Genomic DNA, 17073 nt, shown 5'->3' on the forward strand with positions numbered 1-17073 from the left:
TACCTCGCTCCCTGACAGGAGACCGGAAAATTCCGCGCCCCTCATCGGATTGCGGTGGAACACAAGAGGGCTGTCCGGGTAGGAACCGCGGTGCCGCCAAGGACGGGTGCTGGATCGACCTCCGTGGCACGAACGTCGGGCCTGGTCACTGGACTTGCGCGACGTGGTCCGATTCTCACCAGAGAGTGTCATGATCGGGCGCATGGGAGTTCTTTTCGGTTATTACGCCGCTGCGGATGATCAGGATGCCGGGCGAGCGGTCGTTCGTACGGACGGCGAACCCAGCGGGACCGGGTACGACCAGTTCGTGGTGAAGGGCGTGGATCCGATCGTCGACCTGTTGACGGTCGAATTCGTCCTGACAGGCCGACCCGCGAGCGTCATCAAGGCCGACCCCCGGCACGGCCACCTGGTAGCCACGGTGGGCGAAGGTGACGTTGTCAGTGTGTCGCTCACCGATGCCTTCCGTGACGAACTCGCGAGCGTCGACCGGGAGTTCCTGAACGATGTCGCACGAAGCTGGGCCAGCTCCGGTCGATTCTCGACACCACCGGACGAGGACCATCTCGCCGACTTTCTCCAGCAGTTGGCTGCCCTCGCGGAGCGAGCCGTCGGCCAGGGCCACGGCTTGTACTGCTGGATATGCCCATAGTCCACACCGGGTCCGACGGGCGACGCCTACGGCGCATCCGGAAGGTCTGACACGGCGTCCTGCGTCCTGCCGGACAGCGACGGCGCTGTGCGGCAGACATTCGCCTCATTGACGCGTTGAGAGTGTTGAGAGTGCTGCCGTGGCCGTGGATCGTACGGAGGAGGTGTGAGCCTGTTAGTGAGGGCGACTCGGTAGGGGAGGGGTTGGGGAGACAGCCTCTCGGGCTCTTCGCTGTCCATGGGCGGCGAAGAGCCCTCCCGTACTTCATGTGATCTTCGCGCCGCGCTGAGGATGTCTTGCTGTTCCCGTCCGGGGCAGGCGTAGGGAGATCCTCGCCCCCTGCATGGAGACCTGTCATGACGACCTCCCGCGAACAGCGGCCCCACGACGGCGGCATGCGTGACGCCGCGGTGGCCCGTCTTGAGCAGGAGAACGCTCAGTTGCGGCAGGCGGTCGACTCTCACGCGACGGTCGACCAGGCCATTGGTGTCCTCGTCGCGGCCCACCGGCTACCGCCGGCCGCAGGGTTTGAATTACTGCGCGAGGTCTCCCAGCACACCAACATCAAGCTGCACACGGTCGCCGAAGCCGTGATCGCCTGGGCGCTGGGGCAGCCGCTGCCGGGGCCGGTGGGCCGGGAGCTGGATGCGGCGGTGCAGCGGCGCCCGCACCGAGCGGAAGCCCCGGACCAGCCCGGGTAGGGGGTGGTCAGGCGTTCAGGACCTGCCGGGCTGCGCGCAGGTTCGCCTCGACCAGCCCGTTCAAACCGCCGTCTCAGTGCGCATCTATAGTCAGGCCACGCGCAGGGGCGCCGCCGCGAGGCCTTGAGCCTCTGGCGCAGCACGCTGGGCGGGATGCCGATGGTGCGTGCGGTGTTGGTGGGTAGCTCTGATGAATACAGAGGCGGTGTAGCCGGAGTGTCCGAGACAGAGGAAGTGCAGTCGGCGTGGGGGCGGATAGTGCACTGGCTTACGGTGAACGCGCCGGCCAGTGCCCAGGCCCTGTGCGGGCCGGCGACGGATGAGGACGTCGAGGGTCTGCGTGCGGCGTTGGGCTTCGAGGTGCCCGACGTGCTTGAGGCGTTGCTGCGGATGAACAACGGCAGCACAGCGAAGGACACCACCCGGAGCCTTCCCAACGGGCGGGTGGTGCCTGTCCGTCACCTGGATGCGGCGATCTTCCCCTACGGAAAGATTCTCCTGGGATGCACAGAGATCGCCACGGAGTACGCCAAATGGCGGCGGACTGAGGAAGAGAACGGCCTCGACGGCTACTGGAGGGCTTCCTGGGTCCCTGTCATCCAGGACTTTGAGGGGCAGTACTACGGATACGCCGTGGATGCTTCTGGGACGTCCGGCTTCCCTGCGCTGGAGTATGGCGAGGGCTCTGTTCCGGTGGCGGCTTCCCCGTCGCTGGCGGCGCTACTGGATTCGTTCGCGGATGCCCTGGAGAGCGGCAGCTGGGGCGGGTGGCCCGCACGGGTGGAGAAGGGGTCGCTCAGGTGGGGCGAGGAGTGACTGCTTGCGGCTGAGGCGTGGATCCGGCTGCCGGAAGGCGCCTGAGCCCGCCCCTGGGGGGCGGGCTCAGGCGGGTGCGCTGTGTCAGGTTCCGGGTGTCAGCTGGTTGCCCTCAGGGTGCACTTGACGGACGTCGAGACGCTGGGCGTTCCGCAGTCCCCGGAGGTGGCGGTGTCGAGCCAGTAGGCGTCCTTGCCCATCAGGCGCATCTTGGTGATGAATCCGCCGAAGGGCGACATGGACTGCTGGTTGTCCGTGTCGGAGATGGCGGAGCGCCCGCAGACCTCGGTCCAGGTGGGAACCGTTCCGTTGAGGTTGTACAGGTGCATCGTGCCGTTGACCTCGGTGGCGTAGGTCTGGATGCAGGCCCGCCCGTTCGGTACTCCGGTGGTGCTGTCGTCGGGGATGGCCGGGTTGAGACCTCCTTCGCTGGTGCTCATGCCGCCGCTGTTGTAGCTGGCGCCGAAGGCGAACTCGTCGCAGTTGAGGATCGAATCGCTGGACCCGTCCAGGGCACTGAGGTCGCCGTTGTCGGCTGCCCACCCGGTCGGGCACATGCGGCCCCGGTTCCTGTCCCTCTGGCTGGTGTCGCTCAGGTAGTAGAGGGGCTGGCCTGTCACCTTGGACCCGGGGTGCTTGGGCGAGAAGGTCTGGATCAGCCAGGCATGCGCGGCGGCCTGGGGATACTTGGCCCCGTTGAAGGTGTAGGTGGGGGCGTAGTTGGAGAAGACGCAGCCTCCGCCTACGGTGACGACGGTGTCGCAGCGGACCGTGTCGAGGTCGGTCGCCCGAGATGTGCTCGCGCTCCACTGGTAGCCGGTGGACTGGTACTGGATGCTGTCGTCCGACGGGTACTCGTCACCGTCGATCTTGACATCCGGGTGGAAGAAGTAGGTCTGTCCGCTGGTGGAGGTGTCCCAGGTGTACGACGAGGTGATGGACGCCTCGTGGGTGTCACCGGCTGTCCACGTGGGAGTTCCCTGCCATGCGCTCATACTTGCCTCGACGGGCCGGCACGGTGATGCGCACAGGTGCTCGTTGATCGCGAGCTGGATCATGGCGAAATCCGGCGGGATATCCTCACCGGCCACGCTGAGGTGTTCGGTGAAGGAGTTGGTGCCGGTCAGTTCGATGGTGCGCTGGAACTGGAACCAGGCGGTGGCCTTCACCTGGCCGTCCACCCGCAGGTAGTAGGGAACGACACGAGTCTCGCACTCGATGGTGCGGGTGGCACGAGCGACGATCTTGCCGTCGTCGCACCAGGGGGCCACACCATGGCTGCTGACGTAGGGCACGACGCTGCCGTCCTGTGCCGGGTTGGAGGCCTCCTCGTTCAGGGCTCCGGTCGCCTCGGTGCTGACCGGCTGGTCGAGCAGGTCGGGATCGGGGCTGTTCTCGTTCGGGTCGGGCAGGGTCAGGTCCACGGGACGGTCGTTGCTGATGCCGTAGTCGCCGGGCACGAAGGCAACAGCGTCCCAGGCGATGTCGTCGTCGCCGGATGCGGTGCCGTAGGAGTTCGAGAGGGTGACCTGCGGGGTGTTGTCGTTGAACCGGTACGCGCCCAGGGAGACCCACTTGTCGGACTCGTTGGCGTCCTGGTCGAGACGGACCTGGGCTTCCCCCCACGCCGTGTTGATCTTGTAGATGGCTTCGTGGGTCTGTGCTCCGGTGTCGGGGACGTGGACGAACACCTCGGCCTGCTTCTCGCTGACCGGGCCGTTCAGCTTCCAGGTTCCCAGGGCCGTCATACGCCCGCTGGTACCGCCCAGATGCGCGTAGTCGCGTGTGTGGGCGTACCAGAAGTGCCCCTCGTAGCCACCCCCGATCTGGTGCAGATCGGCCTTCGCGTCGTACGGCCCCAGCCCCGGACCCGTGGCGTTCGGGTCGGGGTAGAAGGTGAACTGGAACGAACCGTCCGTGGTTGTCGTTCCGCAGTTGCTCCAGGTCTCGGTGCCGGTCGGCACGTCGTCGACGACGAGGGAACCCGCAGGCGCTCCGGAACACACGGGGGTGCCGTACTGGAGGCGGTAGCCGCGACCGGGCTCGCTGATGAGGCTCACGTACTTGATGTGTTCGTTGCCGCAGGTGGAGGAGCAGTCGTTCTTCCAGGTGGCGTTGGAGGCGTTCCACCAGTACTGGGTGTAGCAGCCGGCGTCCGGGCAGTCCGGGGGGCTGGACACGTCGCAGTTGTTGGCCGTGTTGCAGAACGTGTCCAGCGGCGGCTTGATCGCGGAGCGCTCGGCCGTGGTGTTCCACCAGGCGGGGTAGAAGCCGGCGGAGGAGAAGCCGGGGTCGCCCGGCCAGTCCTGGCGGCCGGAGGTCGCGTAGGAGTGCCCGGTGTCGATGGACCAGGCGGACCAGCCCATCACCTTCTCCTCGTAGGGCCAGTTCTGCGGGTGGGCCGCGTCCTGGTTGGCGTCGTGGTCGAGGTCGGTGTCCATGAAGGCGAGCCGGGACGGCGGGTAGACGGGGTTCGCCGGGTTGTTGAACCAGCCCAGGCCCCAGTTGCCGTTGGTTGACTCGTCCGCCTTCTTGTTGAAGCCGAGGTTGTAGTTCCACACGGCGGTGAACCAGTTCTCGGGTTTGGCGGGATCGTCGTTGTTGACAGCGACCGTCTGCCCGGACCCGTGCACCTCGTTCCACTTGTCGGCGAGGATGTACAGCGAGGCGGCGATGTTGGTGGCGTAGTCGATGGCGATGGCCCGCTGCTCGTTGGGATCCCGCGCGGTCTCATGATCCTTCTCGTGACCGGCCATCCGCATGCCGTCGGTGACCTGGCCGACTCCGTATCCGCAGTCGGACTCGTCCCAGTGGATGGTCCAGTAGTCAGAGAGGGATCCGCCGGTCTGATGGCCGTAGAAGCCGTCTACGGCTGCGAGGGGGCTGCCCATCTGGCCGGGGATGGCGCCGGATTCGGCCTGCCACAGGTTGGATTCCTGGGCGAGGATGCCCAGTTCGACCTGAGCGGGGATGCGTCCGCCGGTGTTCAAGGTCGGGGCGGGGAACATGCCCTGCGGGTCGATGGTGCTGATCCCGGTCTGCGAGCGCCAGCCGCCCTGAGTGAGATAGCCCGAACGCAGATTGCCGCGGATGGCCATGTCCACGGCCCATTCGACCTGGTTGGGGGTCGGCTGGAGAGCCTGGGTCTCCACGTCGTTGCGGGGCACGGAACACCAACGGTCCGTGTCGATGGGGTTGTGCTCGATGCTGGGGCTGTCCGCAGCCGTGGTCATCATGCTCATCGTCGTGAGCTGCGGCTTGGTCGAGCCGGTCAGCGATGGCGACGGGGTGCCGCCCGCTGTCGTGGTGGGTTCCGGAGCCGTCTGACTGGTGTTCCTGCCGGTGGCCGCCACCGTGCCGGTGATGGTCAGGACGTGACTGACGGTGCCGTTTTCCTGCTCGGGCGCGGGTTCTTTGGTCTTGGGCGTGGTGAAGTTCTTGCCCGAGTTCTTGATGTGGTCCAGTCCCGCCTTGACGGCAGGGGAGACGACCGGATTGACGGCCAGGCGACCGTGACTGGAGAGATCCGCGTCCGGTGAGACGTTCAGCGCGGTGATGCCGCTGGCCTTGAACCCCTTGGCTGGGGTGGCGTGGCCGGTGAGGAAGACGGCGCCGCCGGCTGCCTGGCGGAGGTTCATCGCCGTGAGCCTGCCGCCGGCGACCGTGGCCGTCTTGCCGTGCGCGTACGTTTTGACGTTCGCCCGGGTGTCGCCGGTCCGGTCCAGGTAGCTGACCGTGCCGTCACCGGCCACACGGATGCCGTAGGGGGCGTGCTTCGCGGCCGCGAGCTCGGTCGTCCTGCCCTTGCGGTCGACGTGGACGAGCCGGTTGCCGGCGGCGGCTATCGCACCGTCCTTGGTGGGCACGGCAGAGGTGATCTCGCCCTTCGCGGTGGTGTCCGCGACGGTGGCGCCCTTCGTGTTCACCGTGACCAGGCGCGTCTTGGTGTCGCGGAGGGCGGTGAAGACGGCGGTATGCGTGGCCGGGTTGCACGTCGGGTCGAAGTAGGCCAGGGAGGAGGTGAAGGGCAGTTTGGTGACGCTGCCGTCATCGAGGTTCACGATCGCCGTGAAGGCGCCGCCCTGCATCAGGTCGGGCTTGTTGGTGAATGTGCGCGGAGCGTAGACGACGGCCGCGTGGTGGTCGTCCATGACGCACTGGTTGCCGATCCAGGTGTCGGCCGGCAGCTGGGGCTCGCTCAGGACTGCGGCGGTCCTCCAGGCGTAGGCGTTCTTGCTGTCGGCGACCAGGAGATGGAGGCCGTCACTGTCGGCGGCGGCGGTCACGGCCCGGTCGGTCGCCGTCCTCCACCCGTGGCCGAGGGTCTTGTCAGGGCTCTTCACACCTCGCCCGGCAGCGCTGTGGGAAGGCGTGGACTCTGGCTTGGGGGCGGGTTGGGCGGATGCGGGCTGAATCCGTATGAGCCCTGTGAGGGCCGCGGTGACGGCGAGGACCGTCACCGCGTGTCTTCTGCAGCCGGATATCAACTGTCTTCCTCATCTCTCTTCTGGACACGGGCGATACGGGCGTCAATGGTGCGCTGGAGGCAGGGGATCCGGGATACGGCTGGAGCGTGCCGCATCCAAACCGGTCTCGTTCTCCGTGGGTTGATGTACACCAGGAGACTCTGTCCAGGGCTATGTCACGCGCGCCTGCACATGGATGTCGTTAGTGCCGGTGTCCCGGCGGCCGGCGGTCCGTCACTGGTCTTCGTTTCTATTCTCGGTCGACGAGGGGAGTGAAATCATCGACGTAAATCTTCGGCACCTGCGGAACCGGACCCATTTCTTTGGATCCGATCAGCGCGTCATCCCGTCCGGTTTTGCCCGGAGGGACATCCTGCAGCCAGAACCGGTTGTACGCGGTCCAGCCCTCACCGTCAGCGATGCTGATCTGGACCGAGTACGTCGCATCCCGCTCGTAGGTATTGGCTACCTCGATCTCGGTCCGCACACCGCTGCTTTCCGGTGTGGCACGAACGGTCAGGTCTCCGTACTCCAGAACACGCGTACGGCCTTCGGAGTGCACCGAAGCCACAGGCGATGGACGCACCTCCGGACTGCTCTGCTCAGCGCTCGGAGTCACCGGCCGCTGCGACGCGTGGGGCCTGTCAACGGCGCCGTCCGTGCACGCGGTGGACAGCACACACGCCGCGATCAGCCACAGTGCCCGAACCATCCACGATCCGGGCACTACTCCGACAGCCTTCACTGGGCGGATACCGCCATCTGCCTGCGCGCCGCGGCGATTTCCCTGCCGTGCTGCTCCTTGATGCCGGTCAGCTGGCTCCTGTTGTCGGCGATCTGCTTGTTCTGGATCGCGGACTCCACACCGAACCACGTCTTCACCAGGTCCGTCTGCTTCTTGCAGTCGATGTCGTCGACCGCCAGAGAGATGGACTCCCGCGACGGCTTCCCGTCGTTGCTGACACCCTGATCCATCGCCTTGTAGGGATCGGCAAGTCCCTTGTGTCCCTTGCCGTCCATGCACGAAGACCACGCGGCGATGGCCTTGATGACCTTGTCGTCCTTCATCGACTGCACCAGGCTGTCCCCGGCGAGCTGCGCCACGAAGGTCGGGTCGGCCTCCTTCACGCCGAGTTGGTCCTTAGACCAGCCGATGCAGCCGCCCGTCTTCAACTTCTTCCCGTTGTACTCGGCTCGAGCGGGCTTGGTGCCCTGGCCGGGGACGGCGACCGGTTCTCCCGCCCTGACTCCGGTGGGGGCCTTGGGCGGTTCGGGCTTGGTGTGGCCGGTCAGGACCTCGACCTCGACCCCGGACAGATCACGCATGGTCTGCGTGGTGTGCTCCTGCAGTGCCGGAGGGAGTTCGTAGCCGTACTTCTCGGCCTCGGCCCGGTCGGAAATGCCGTAACGGCGTTCGATGTTGGCGTCGTTGTCACTGGGAGGCGGGTTGGCGCCCGCCCGCGGCAGCGTCAGGTCGATGCCGTAGTCCTTCATACAGGACTGCTGGAGATCGTTGGCGGCCTGCTCGACGGTGACCTGGTCCTCGTAGGAGGCCATGTACGCCTCCAGTGGAAGGGTCAGATCCTTGGTCAGCCCACTGGTGGGAACTCTCTTGGGCCAGTTTTCCTTGTTCACGATCGGTCTGCCGTCGGCCGCGTTCTTCGTGATGTCCGGACTCGTGCCGGAGGAGCAGGCACTGACCAGTAGTGCTGAAGTGGTCAAGGCTACGGCGGCGGCTGTCCGCTTGATGTGCTTCACGGCGGTTCCTTCTTATGCGAAGTGGGAGGACGCGTTGTTGTTCTTCAGGGCGGAGATCAGGTCGGTGATGTTGCAGTCTCCGTAAGGGCCGTTCTTCGCGAAGTACTGAGACGTGCCGCCGTAGCCGGAGTTGTAGTAGACGCGGTAGTTGTCGTTCTCGGCGCAGTTCTGCACGGACGCCGCATTGTTCTTCATGTACTGGCCGTTGCCATTGCCGCCGTTGCCGAAGACGTACCGGTAGGTCGTCAGCGACGACCCCTGGTACTCGCTGGTGCCCCAGTGGTCGGACACGTCGCCGTAGAACGTCGTGAAGGCCGACTTGTAGTAGCCGTCCTGGACGGCGATGTCCTTCGAGTTGTAGAACAGCCACAGATCACCGTACGAGCAGCTGATCCACGGAACGTCACAGTTGTCGCTGACGGTGTACTCCGCCGCGTTCGCCGGGCCGGCGGTCGCCATCACGGCCGCCACTGCCGCGAATGACGTAGCGCAGGCGGCTGTCTTCCTCTTCAAGCGGATACTTCTCATCACGTCTCCATCGGTAGATCATTTGCGCGAAACGGACCCTCGCACCAGCTGAGTGTCATGGCCGTGTTCTTTGCTTGATCGGGACCTCTGAGGAGGAACCTTGACCTGCCTGCGCAGCTTCTGATGGCTGCCCTTGATGATCACGATGCAGAGGGACAGCGGCTGGAGGCCGGTGATCCCGTCGGTCTTCTCTCGACGCCCGGACGGGCCAGGACCTAGCTGGTGGCTGCCCCAGCGCGGCGGCATTCCGTGCACGGATTGCCGGGCTGCTTCACATTCCCCGCAGAGGTCGGGGCGTTAGAGGTCTGAGTTCGGCCAGCCCCGCGCGGGTCGCCGGGTGCCGAACGCCTCAAAGGGTGCGCAGCGTGGCCTCAATCGCCTCCACGATGCCGTTGTGGGCTGCTGGCTCCACCCGATGGACTCTGCCTACGGGGACCGGGGCCTGCTCCGCGACGCGGTCCAACGCCAGTACGAAGATCTTGTCGGCGGTGAGGAACACGTCGCAGTCCGGCAGGTAGGAGGCGTGTAGTACACCAAGGGGGTTTCCGTCGGTGACCTTCAAATCCATCCGTACGGTGTCTGCCGCCCATCGGAGCCAGTTGTGCGGCTTCTCCCACGGAGCTTGCTGTGGTGCGACATTCTGAGGGTCGGGTCTCGGGGGGAGACTGCATGGCTCAGGGGCCGGTGTCGCGGCAAGAACTTATCCGCCGGCGGCGCAGAGGAGGGTTCGTCGGGCGGCGGCGTGAGCTGGCGGTGTTCCGGGAGAACCTCGTCCGCACCCCGGAAAGTGACGCATGTCAGTTCCTCTTCCGCGTTGAGGTGTTGAGACTTCCTTCAGAAGGGAGCGGGCGCTGGGTGGGGGTCCGTCGATAAGGATGTCGGGGCGCTGGCCTGGGCCGGCCGACAGGGGGTGGCAAGGGTGTGGCAGACGCAGGGCCGCGAGGTTCCTCTGGAGTGGTTGTCCGGGCAACACTCAGGCCCGGCCTGAGGTCTTCACGCCGTATGCCCACACCAGCAGTGGCGCGGGCATACGGCATAAACGGATGTATACGGGGCAGTCAGCCGGTGATCCTGCCGAACAGGTGGTTGGCGGGAGCGTCCGGGTCGTTGCCGTAGAAGAACTCCGTGACCGCTTGGTGGAATTCGGCGCGGTCAAGAGCACCGGAGGCGTCCCGATCCAAAGCGGCGAAGACCGTGGCGCAGTCCTCGCCGGGAACGCCGGCGACCGAGTTGAACATCTGCTGGAACTCCGCCTGGTCGATCTTGCCGTCTCCGTTGAGATCGACGAGGTCGAAGAAGCAGTTGGTCACCGGCTCGATCTGTTCCGGGTACAGGGCGGCGTCGGTCAGGACCCGCCTGAACCCTTCGGTCATTTCCCGCAGATCGACCTTCCCGTCCCCGTCCTGATCCATCGGGGCGATCACGTTCGTCCAGAACCCGTCCATCCCCTCGGTGAGCAGGCGGGAGGTCGGGGAGTCCGGCGCGGTGCCGCGGGCGGCGATGTAGCGCTCGCTCATCATGCGGACGTCCTGCTGGGTGATGAAGCCGTCGCCGTCGACGTCGGCGCCCCTGAACCACTGGCCGTACTTGAGGTCTTGAAGTGCAGTCACGATTGCGCACAGTATTCATGTCGTCACGCAAGAGCAAACGGCAAGGGGAGAGCCTATCGCCGGCCAGAATCAGCCTGCTACGCGCTTGACCATGGCGGACACGGAAACCAGCCCGAAGAATCAGGAAGCCTTCGTGTCAATGTTCGAGGGTTGGTGGTGTAAAGGCGAGCACATCAGGGAGGGGACCGCCGTACAGCTCGACCTCGACCAGCGCACTGAGAGCACTTGGTCCTTGGGACAGGCGCGAGCACGGCCGATCCGCCGTGAGGACGTTCGGATTGCCGTGGCGGTCCATTGTTCCGCTCAGGCCTGGCTGGACCGGATCCCACCACGCTCCCGTGGACAGTTGTACGACGCCTGGCATGACGTCGTCCGACAGGACTGCGCCCGCCAGACAGCTGCCTCGGTCGTTGTAGAGGCGGACGATCATGCCGCTCTCGATGCCGCGCGACGCGGCGTCCAGCCGATTGATCGTCACGGGCTCACGGCCACGGATCTTTGAATTGAGGCTGTGGCCGCCATTGTCGTACTGGCTGTGCAGGCGCGAGGCGGGCTGATTTGAGATCAGATGCAGCGGGAATCGGTCCGACAGATCGGCGCGAAGCCATTCCGCTGGTTCATACCACGTCGGATGCCCGGCGCAGTCGTCGTAGCCGAACGAGTCGATCTCCTCGGAGAAGATCTCGATCCTGCCCGACGGCGTCGGCAGGGGGAAACGCCGCGGATCTGAGCGGAGCGCCTCGAAGCTGCCGGGAAACGGTCCGGTCAATGCCGGTAGCTCAGCGGTGGAGCTTCGCCAGAAGTCGTCGAAGCCCGGCAAGGCGGCATTGTCGCCGAGTTCGGCCCTCGTCTGCTCGTAAAGGTGTCGAACCCATTCGAGCTCGGAGCGCGACTCTGTGAACTCCTGGTCGTATCCGAGCCGGGAGGCCAATGCGGCGAAGATGTGGTGGTCGGTGCGCGACTCGCCCTCCGGCTCGCGGACTCTCGGCATCGCGACCAGGTGGGGATCCGAGAATCCGGCGGCGAAGTCGTCGCGCTCCAAGCTGGTGGCGACGGGGAGGACGATGTCCGCGAACTTTGCCGTGGTGTTCCACCAGGCTTCGTGAACCACCACCGTGTCAGGGGTCTGCCAGGCTCGGGTCAACCGATGCAGGTCTTGGTGGTGGTGGAACGGGTTGCCTCCGCACCAGTAGATCAGGCGAAGCTCGGGCAGCGTGAGGCGCCGGCCGTCGTAGTCGATGGTCTTCCCCGGATGCAGCAGGGTGTCGGCGATCCTAGCGACCGGGATGAAGTCGGGAACGGGGTTGGAAACCTTGGGAATCGTCGCCACGGAGGGACGACCTCTGGCAACGCCGGTCGCGTCCATCGTCGCGTAGCCTGCGCCCCAGCCACATCCAGGCCGGCCCATCGAGCCCGTCATGGCGGCCAGCACGACGGACATCCAGATCGGTTGTTCACCGTGGTCTGCCCGTTGTACCGCGTAGTTGACCATGATGAGCGAACGCTGCGTGGTGAGACGGCGTGCGAGATCGGTGAGCGCGTCGCGACTTATGCCCGTGATCTCCGCTGCCCAGGCAACGTCCTTGGTGACGCCATCGAGCTCGCCGACCAGGTAGGAAGCGAAGCGGTCAAACCCGACGCAGCACCGGCGTAGGAAGTCCTCATCGTGCCACCCGTTGACCAGCATCGTGTGGGCGATGCCGAGCATCGCGGCGGTGTCGGTGTTGGGGACAACGGGCAGCCACTCGGCGTCGAGGAAGCCGGCGACGTCACTGCGGATGGGACTGACATTCACGAACCGCACCCCGGCCTCACGGCACTGGCGCTGCAGGCCCTGCGTCTGATGCCTGGCCAGCCCACCAGGGTTGATCTGGCTGTTCTTGAGGGCCAGCCCTCCAAACGCCACCACGAGCTCGCAGTTCTCTGCGATCTCGTCCCACATCGGCATCCGGGACTGGTAGCTCCACGGATGCCCACCGATCACATGAGGGAGGATGACCTCCAAAGCCGCTGTGCTGTACGTGTTGCGAGAGTCGGTATATCCCCCGCCCAACGCCAGGAACCGGTGGAGTTGCCCCTGAGCGTTGTGGAACCCGCCCGCACTCGCCCATCCATAGGATCCGCCAAATACCGCGCTGTCTCCGTGCTGTGAACGCACTCGACGCAGTTCATCACTGACCAGCGTGATCGCGTCGTCCCAGCTCACCTCCACGAAGGCGTCCGCGCCTCTGGCCGTGTCGTGGGCGCGCGGCAAGCCGTTCAGCCAGCCCTTGCGCACGGCGGGCCGCAACACGCGAGCGCTATCGTCGGTGGCTGTCACCATTCCGGGGCCGATAGGCGACGGCGCGGGGTCATCGCCCCTCGGCTCAATCCGCACCAGCCGACCGGAATCGACCACCGCGATAAAACTTCCCCAGTGCGTCGCAACCGACATACGCCGCTCCACCATGCACCAACTCCCCCTGAAGTCCCTGCTCTCGCACAGCGGCTGCGACGTCGCAGGGTCACCATTCCAGCCGACGGTCCGCCGGACGGAGAATTCCCCTGTGGCCTGCTGCCCAACCTCGTCGGTGTCGCGACGGTCACTGGCCGCACAGAAGCCCCGACCGCAACTACTCACCAACGAGCCCATCACCGGTGAGGAAAAAGCGCGCAGATCGCGCCGGAAGTCCTGACCACCGGGGTGTTGACGACGGCGCATGTGCGTGCGGGCGCCCGGGTCGTCGGGGTGAATGTTGCACGGTGTGGCGCTGGCTGGATGCGGCGCGGACGGAGGGCCGCGGGGACGCGGTGCCGCTCGAGCGCAGGCGGCGGGCCCGGCTGGTGTTGTCCGAGCAGGCGCGGGAGGTGCTGGCGCGGGCGGGAACGTGGCGGCGCTGTACCGGCATCTCAAGGAGGCCGGGGGCGACGTGCCCTCGCTGGCGTCGTTGCACCGGGTGGTGCGCCGGGACTTGGAGGCCGGCAGGGTCCTGCCGGACCGCGCGGTGGTGCGGCAGGAGCGCGAAGAGCAGCAAACGCGGGAGGCTCAGGCTGACCTTGTCCGGGCCGGGCCGGGCCGCGTGAGGGTGGTGCGGAGAAGACGTCCGCTCCCCCGCGTCTCGTACCAGAGGCGACCGGGCGCGTGCCGGTGGGCGGGCGCACAGTCCGGCGCAGCTCGTTGTGCGGCTGTCAGCGTGGGCTTGCTCCGCTTTATCTGAGGGATCGCCGTCGAGTTCCAGGCTCGGTTGGGCTTTCCTCCCCCTCTCGACGTTAGATCAGCCCCCGCACCCGCTACGCCTTCCGCGCGGACGTCCAGCCTTGGCGGCGGAGGCCTTCGAAGCCGTCCAGGAGGAGGTCCAGGGCGAATTCGAACTCGAACTGGTCGTCGCAGCCGCCACCGACCGTGGAACTCCCGTCGTGTGCGGCCGTCGCGGCCAGCTCCGCGATGTGCGGGTAGTGCGCCGCCAGCCCGGGGTCCGGCGGGCCGGAGGGGCCTGAGGCGTCGAACAGTTCCTGGCTGAAGCCGAGCAGGCGGCTGCCCATCGCGTGCATGACGTGATGCGTAAGGTCGGCGGAGAGGCCGCCGTCCCGGAAGCTCCCGGCCATCGAGTCCAGGTACGCCAGCACGGCCGGGGTGGGGCCGGTCCGCGACTCGATGACCCGGGCCGCCCAGGGGTGGCACAGCAGGACCCGCCGGGCCGAGAGGATCCGCCCGCGGACCACGCGTTGCCAGTCGGGGCCCGTAGCCGGCGGGTCGATCTCGCCGACCACGGTGTCGACCATGCCGTCGAGCAGCTCCTCCTTGTTGGCCACGTGCTTGTAGAGGGCCATCGGTACGACGTCCAGCTCCTGCGCGAGCCTGCGCATGCTGAGCGCGTCGATGCCGGTGGCGTCGGCGAGCGCGACGGCGGCGCGCAGGACGCGGTCCCTGTTCAGGGGGATCCGATGCGTGTGTGCGGCTTCCTGCCGGGTCATTCCGGTTCGGCCCTTTCCCTCCTCGACAGCACCCTCTCCTTGACCAGTGTACGCCGTACACCTATGCTCGCCACGAGGTGTACGGCGTACACCACCGTCGATTGAGGGGTACCGAGAAGATGAGTCCGGACCGGAGAACCGCGGTGGCCGCCGGGTCGCTGTTCCTGCTGACCGAAGTCGCCGCGATAGCCGGGGCCGTTCTGTACCGCCCCCTGCTGGGAGCGGCGGACGGTCGGCTCGCGCAGGGCGTCGACACGCGGGCGCTGCTCGGGGTGCTCTGCGAGGTGGTGCTGGTGGTGGCGGTGGCCGGTACCGGGGCGGCGCTGTTCCCCGTCCTGCGGCGCCACGGCGAGGGGCTCGCGTTCGGGTACGCCTTCGGGCGGCTGCTGGAGGCGGCCGTCATCGCCCTCGGGATCGTCGCCGTCCTGGCGCTCGTCACCCTGCGGCGGGACGCGGGGGCGGGGGCAGGCGCAGGCGCCGACGTCGCGCTGGTGGCCGTGCACGACTGGACGTTCCTGCTCGGGCCCAACATCGCCCTCGGCCTGAACACCGTCCTGCTTGCCTACCTGGCGTACCGCGCACGGCTCGTGCCGCGCTTCATCGCCGTGCTCGGACTGGTTGGCGGGCCGCTGATCTGCGCCTCGGCCGTAGCCGTGATGTTCGGGGCCTACGCGCAGCTCTCCGTGGCGGGGTCGGCCGCCGCGCTCCCGGTGTTCGCCTGGGAGCTGGGGCTGGCCGGGTGGCTGATCGTCAGGGGGTTCGGGCCCGGCTCAGGCGCCGCGTCCCGGGCAGACAGAGAGGTGGCTGATCCGGCAGGTGTCCGTCGGTGAGGTCGGCCCGAGCTTCACGGCGGAGCCGTCCGGGGCGACCCACCTTCGACGCCCTCAGCGTTCGCTGGACTCGATGCCCTTGCGGGCGCTACGCACTCCTATTCGCTTGCCACGTAGCCATCGTCGTAGGCCGGGTCGGTCGTACGCCTTGTCGGCGTGTAGGCGCTGGGGGTCGTGTCTCGTTCGGTGGCCCGTCACCATGGGCTTCAGTCCTTCGCTGCCGTGGGTGTTGCCAGCCGAGATGCCGACGAGGAGGGGCAGCCCGTTCGCGTCCGACAAGACGTGCATCTTCGAACCCGGCTGCCCCCGGTCCACGGGGCTCGGGCCTGTGTGTTCGCCCCCTTTTTTTAGCCCTGACGTGGGCGGTGTCGAGGATGACGCGGGTGAGGTCGATGAGGCTTACACGGCCGTCTCGGCCGGTCCCACGGCTGGGTCAGCCCGGCTTGACCGCCAGCGTCGCAAAATAGTTCGACATGTATTGAGCGGATGCGTTGGATTGGTGCGGCGCTTCCGCGAAGCCGGTGAGGACGAACCCCGCGGCGAGTTGCCCGCCGATCTGGTCGGTGAGGGTGTGGCTGTATTCAAGAGGGGCATCCGCGCCGAACTTCGTGGCGCGTTCCTCGGCGGAGTACTGCGTGACATCGCTGTAGGGCAGCTTGTGCACGACGATCAGCTCGCCGCGCTCGTCGAGCGCCTCGTGGTCGAACAAGTACGCATCAGGGTTGAGGAAGCCCGCGAGCAGCGTTCCGCCCGGTCGCAGGACGCGGAAGCACTCACGCCACACCGGTGCCAAGTCTGGCACGAATAGATTGGAGACCGGATGGAATACGACGTCGAATGTTGCGTCGCCGAAGGCGCTGAGGTCGCGCATGTCGCCCAGGACGGTGCGCAGCTCGAGTCCGTCGCGCGCCGCCACCATCTGGTCCTGGCCGAGCTGGCGGGGTGAGTTGTCGAATACGGTGACCCGCGCCCCTGCGGCGGCGAGGATCGGACCCTGCTGGCCACCGCCGGAGGCCAGGCACAACACGTCCTTGCCGGTCAGGTCCGTCGGCAGCCAGGAGCGGTCGACTGGCTCACGCCCGATGAGAACAATCGACCAGTCGCCCATGCGGGCGCGTCCGACATCCTCAGCACTCACCGGCCTCGACCACTCGTTGCCCTCTTGGACACACTTGTCCCAGGCTGCCCGATTGTGGGCAACTGGGTCGACAACAATGTCCTGCACGTTGAACTCCCTGCTACAGACAAGCGGACACCTGCGGTACTGACAGTTCGGTGCCGCTAGCCAACACGATTGCAGGGCGCGGGCTCAACGAAATTAGCGGGCATCGAGGTGTCCACGGGCTCGACGGGTGGTCGCGCAGCGGGTGCGTAAGCGCTGGTTGCCGGGGTTGCGGAAGCCGTAGGCGTCGCGGGCGATGGTCGCGATGACCCGGTTGGTGCCTTCGGAGCCGGCGTTGGCGATCCCAGTGTGCAGGAACGCAAGGATCTCTGGCCGCCATGTCTCGACGGTTGTTGCTAGGCGCTGCAGTTCGGGAAGGTCGGCGTCGGCGCATGGGCGGTAGAACCGGTACACCAGATCGCGGACCTGTTCCCGGTCCGGGCAGGTCCGGGCGGTGGCAAGCAGGTCCAGGAGGTCTTCCTTGGCGTTCCACGCAACGGTGATCGGCGCGCCGATCACCCTGGGCAGATTGGACAGCTCGGCTCTCGACGGCTTCATAGCCGGCACCGGCCTGAGCCTCGACACCCCAACATCAC

The 17073-nt window shown here is 66.7% G+C and carries 14 protein-coding genes and 1 pseudogene; 4 read left to right on the top strand and 11 right to left on the bottom strand.

Translation table 11 applies throughout. The annotated features are described in order from the left end of the window. The first annotated feature begins 202 nt into the window (after nt 1-202). The 3 genes from AQJ84_RS27350 (at nt 203) to AQJ84_RS27360 (ending at nt 2169) form a co-directional block, all read left to right on the top strand. On the top strand, nt 203-652 hold the full coding sequence (locus AQJ84_RS27350) for a hypothetical protein (protein WP_030040601.1): 450 nt from the start codon (nt 203-205) through the stop codon (nt 650-652). A gap of 356 nt (nt 653-1008) precedes the next feature. After that, nucleotides 1009-1353, top strand: a complete 345-nt coding sequence (locus AQJ84_RS27355) for an ANTAR domain-containing protein (protein WP_078631903.1) — start codon at nt 1009-1011, stop codon at nt 1351-1353. A 153-nt stretch (nt 1354-1506) separates the two neighbouring features. Continuing rightward, nucleotides 1507-2169, top strand: coding sequence for an SMI1/KNR4 family protein (locus AQJ84_RS27360; RefSeq protein ID WP_225877250.1), 663 nt, complete (start codon nt 1507-1509; stop codon nt 2167-2169). Between the two features lie 98 nt (nt 2170-2267). Here AQJ84_RS27360 and AQJ84_RS27365 read toward each other — a convergent pair whose 3' ends face one another. The 8 genes from AQJ84_RS27365 to AQJ84_RS27405 all read right to left on the bottom strand — a co-directional run bounded on the left by AQJ84_RS27365 (nt 2268) and on the right by AQJ84_RS27405 (nt 14485). Then, a complete protein-coding gene (locus AQJ84_RS27365) occupies nt 2268-6455 on the bottom strand; it encodes a golvesin C-terminal-like domain-containing protein (RefSeq protein WP_198536349.1) in 4188 nt (1395 codons plus the stop codon). Nucleotides 6456-6885: 430 nt separating this feature from the next. Next, on the bottom strand, nt 6886-7206 hold the full coding sequence (locus AQJ84_RS27370; protein ID WP_128092274.1) for a hypothetical protein: 321 nt from the start codon (nt 7204-7206) through the stop codon (nt 6886-6888). A 170-nt stretch (nt 7207-7376) separates the two neighbouring features. After that, on the bottom strand, nt 7377-8393 hold the full coding sequence (locus AQJ84_RS27375) for a hypothetical protein (RefSeq protein WP_030040596.1): 1017 nt from the start codon (nt 8391-8393) through the stop codon (nt 7377-7379). A 12-nt stretch (nt 8394-8405) separates the two neighbouring features. Continuing rightward, nucleotides 8406-8906, bottom strand: a complete 501-nt coding sequence (locus tag AQJ84_RS27380) for a hypothetical protein (protein ID WP_225877249.1) — start codon at nt 8904-8906, stop codon at nt 8406-8408. Between the two features lie 364 nt (nt 8907-9270). Beyond that, on the bottom strand, nt 9271-9489 hold the full coding sequence (locus tag AQJ84_RS27385) for a hypothetical protein (protein WP_030040594.1): 219 nt from the start codon (nt 9487-9489) through the stop codon (nt 9271-9273). Between the two features lie 490 nt (nt 9490-9979). Then, a complete protein-coding gene (locus tag AQJ84_RS27390) occupies nt 9980-10531 on the bottom strand; it encodes an EF-hand domain-containing protein (protein ID WP_030040593.1) in 552 nt (183 codons plus the stop codon). A gap of 136 nt (nt 10532-10667) precedes the next feature. After that, on the bottom strand, nt 10668-12980 hold the full coding sequence (locus AQJ84_RS27395) for a molybdopterin-dependent oxidoreductase (RefSeq protein ID WP_053192134.1): 2313 nt from the start codon (nt 12978-12980) through the stop codon (nt 10668-10670). 821 nt (nt 12981-13801) lie between these two features. Continuing rightward, nucleotides 13802-14485: a TetR/AcrR family transcriptional regulator C-terminal domain-containing protein gene (locus AQJ84_RS27405; protein ID WP_030040590.1), complete on the bottom strand. Its 684-nt coding sequence runs from the start codon at nt 14483-14485 to the stop codon at nt 13802-13804. A 119-nt stretch (nt 14486-14604) separates the two neighbouring features. Between AQJ84_RS27405 and AQJ84_RS27410 the strand changes: the two genes are divergently transcribed. Beyond that, nucleotides 14605-15315, top strand: coding sequence for a DUF4386 domain-containing protein (locus tag AQJ84_RS27410; protein ID WP_030040589.1), 711 nt, complete (start codon nt 14605-14607; stop codon nt 15313-15315). Between the two features lie 57 nt (nt 15316-15372). Here the strand turns inward: AQJ84_RS27410 and AQJ84_RS41390 are convergent. The 3 genes and pseudogenes from AQJ84_RS41390 to AQJ84_RS27420 all read right to left on the bottom strand — a co-directional run. Continuing rightward, nucleotides 15373-15712: pseudogene (locus tag AQJ84_RS41390) on the bottom strand (transposase); the annotation flags it as partial. A gap of 36 nt (nt 15713-15748) precedes the next feature. Further along, complete coding sequence (locus AQJ84_RS27415; RefSeq protein WP_030040588.1) at nt 15749-16540, bottom strand: class I SAM-dependent methyltransferase; 792 nt, start codon at nt 16538-16540, stop codon at nt 15749-15751. Nucleotides 16541-16633: 93 nt separating this feature from the next. After that, nucleotides 16634-17035 carry a transposase gene (locus tag AQJ84_RS27420; protein WP_030040587.1) on the bottom strand — a complete coding sequence of 134 codons (402 nt, stop codon included), beginning with the start codon at nt 17033-17035 and terminating at the stop codon, nt 16634-16636. Between the last annotated feature and the right edge of the window lie 38 nt (nt 17036-17073).

Source organism: Streptomyces resistomycificus, assembly GCF_001514265.1.
In the GTDB taxonomy this organism is placed as follows: domain Bacteria; phylum Actinomycetota; class Actinomycetes; order Streptomycetales; family Streptomycetaceae; genus Streptomyces; species Streptomyces resistomycificus.

Bases quoted from the DNA above. Each gene is read 5' to 3' on its own strand.
- AQJ84_RS27350 (WP_030040601.1), top strand. From the start codon at position 203: ATGGGAGTTCTTTTCGGTTATTACGCCGCTGCGGATGATCAGGATGCC.
- AQJ84_RS27355 (WP_078631903.1), top strand. From the start codon at position 1,009: ATGACGACCTCCCGCGAACAGCGGCCCCACGACGGCGGCATGCGTGAC.
- AQJ84_RS27360 (WP_225877250.1), top strand. From the start codon at position 1,507: ATGCCGATGGTGCGTGCGGTGTTGGTGGGTAGCTCTGATGAATACAGA.
- AQJ84_RS27385 (WP_030040594.1), bottom strand. From the start codon at position 9,489: ATGGATTTGAAGGTCACCGACGGAAACCCCCTTGGTGTACTACACGCC.
- AQJ84_RS27395 (WP_053192134.1), bottom strand. From the start codon at position 12,980: ATGGTGGAGCGGCGTATGTCGGTTGCGACGCACTGGGGAAGTTTTATC.
- AQJ84_RS27405 (WP_030040590.1), bottom strand. From the start codon at position 14,485: ATGACCCGGCAGGAAGCCGCACACACGCATCGGATCCCCCTGAACAGG.
- AQJ84_RS27410 (WP_030040589.1), top strand. From the start codon at position 14,605: ATGAGTCCGGACCGGAGAACCGCGGTGGCCGCCGGGTCGCTGTTCCTG.
- AQJ84_RS27420 (WP_030040587.1), bottom strand. From the start codon at position 17,035: ATGAAGCCGTCGAGAGCCGAGCTGTCCAATCTGCCCAGGGTGATCGGC.